At 67.5% G+C, this 1,339-nt stretch carries 1 protein-coding gene; it reads right to left on the bottom strand.

Annotation, left to right across the window (positions count from 1 at the left end; genetic code table 11):
- Positions 1 to 210: 210 nt before the first annotated feature.
- On the bottom strand, positions 211 to 1,266 hold the full coding sequence (locus tag ACIRS4_RS37145; protein ID WP_404204528.1) for a 2Fe-2S iron-sulfur cluster-binding protein: 1,056 nt from the start codon (positions 1,264 to 1,266) through the stop codon (positions 211 to 213).
- Positions 1,267 to 1,339 lie beyond the last annotated feature (73 nt).

Raw genomic sequence — 1,339 nt, 5'->3', positions numbered from 1 at the left:
GGCACCTCGTGGGACATCTACGACCCGGTCGCGAACATCTCCGCCGCCTGCAACTACGCGGCGCACCGCTACGGCTCGATCGACAACGTCTTCTCGGCGTACTGAGCCCGCACCGCACAAACGATTCGGCCGCCGCGTGAAACAACGCGGCGGCCGAATCGTTTTCGGGGTTCGGGGGGAAGCCCTGAGAGTTCCGGGAGTCGGGTTGTCTCAGAACTGGATCTTCAGGCGGTCCGTCACCGGCCGGGCCTGGCAGCCCAGGATGTAGCCGTTGGCGATGTCCTCGGGGTCGAGGATCTCCGCGTTCTCCATCTCCACCTCGCCCTCCAGGACGGTGCAGGCGCAGGAGCCGCATTCGCCCTCGAGGCAGGAGTAGGGCACGTCCAGGCCCTTGGAGAGCATGATGTCGACCAGGGTCTGGCTGCGCGGCCAGGTCATCTCGTGGGTCTCGCCGTCGAGTTCGACCTCGACGCTGGCGGCGTCGGCGGCCTCCTCGGCGCTGATCTCGACCGGGGCGACATCGGCGAACGGGTCGCCGGAGAGCGAGTTGAAGACCTCGGCGTGGGTGCGGTTGCGCGGCACGCCGAGCTGGCCGAGGGCGTCGTGGACCCGGTCCATGAACGGCTTGGGGCCGCACATGAACGCCTCGTGGGCGGTGTAGGGCGAGACCAGGGCGGCGAAGGCGTCCGCGGTCGGCAGGCCCTGGAGGGCTTCGAGCCAGTGGATGACGACGACCCGCTGCGGGTTCTTGTCGGCGAGTTCGCGCAGTTCGCGGGCGAAGATGACCGACTCGTGGTCGCGGTTGGCGTAGACCACCACGATGCGGCCGTTGCCGCGGGCGAGCGCCGACTTGAGGATGGACATCACCGGGGTGATGCCGCTGCCGGCCGCGAACAGCAGCAGGTCCTCGTCGAGGTTCTTGGGGGTGAAGACGCCGGACGGCGGCAGCACCTCCATGGTGTCGCCGGCTTTCACGTTGTCGCACACCCAGTTCGACGCGTAGCCGTCGACGGTGCGCTTGATGGTCACCTTCGGCTTGTCGTCGGTGTGCGGCGAGCTGGCCAGCGAGTAGCAGCGGGCCACGGACCCGGTCAGGTCGCTCGGGATGCGCAGGGTCAGGAACTGGCCCGGCGTGTAGGCGAAGCGCTCGCTGAGTTCCTCGGGCACGTCGAAGACCAGCGAGCAGGAGTCGGCCGTCTCGTTGATGACCGCGGAGACCCGCAGCACGGCCGATCGCGAGCTGTGCGGTACGTCGACGGTGGTCATAGTGTCCTCTCGAACCCGGCAGTGATGGTCAGCCGGAGCAGTCTACCCAAACTAGAACGTGTTCTAGTTTGAC

It is taken from the genome of Streptomyces sp. NPDC101166 (genome assembly GCF_044768125.1).
Taxonomy (GTDB): domain Bacteria; phylum Actinomycetota; class Actinomycetes; order Streptomycetales; family Streptomycetaceae; genus Streptomyces.
Note: the sequence above shows the minus strand (reverse complement) of the source record. Positions and strands in the feature narration are given on the sequence as shown.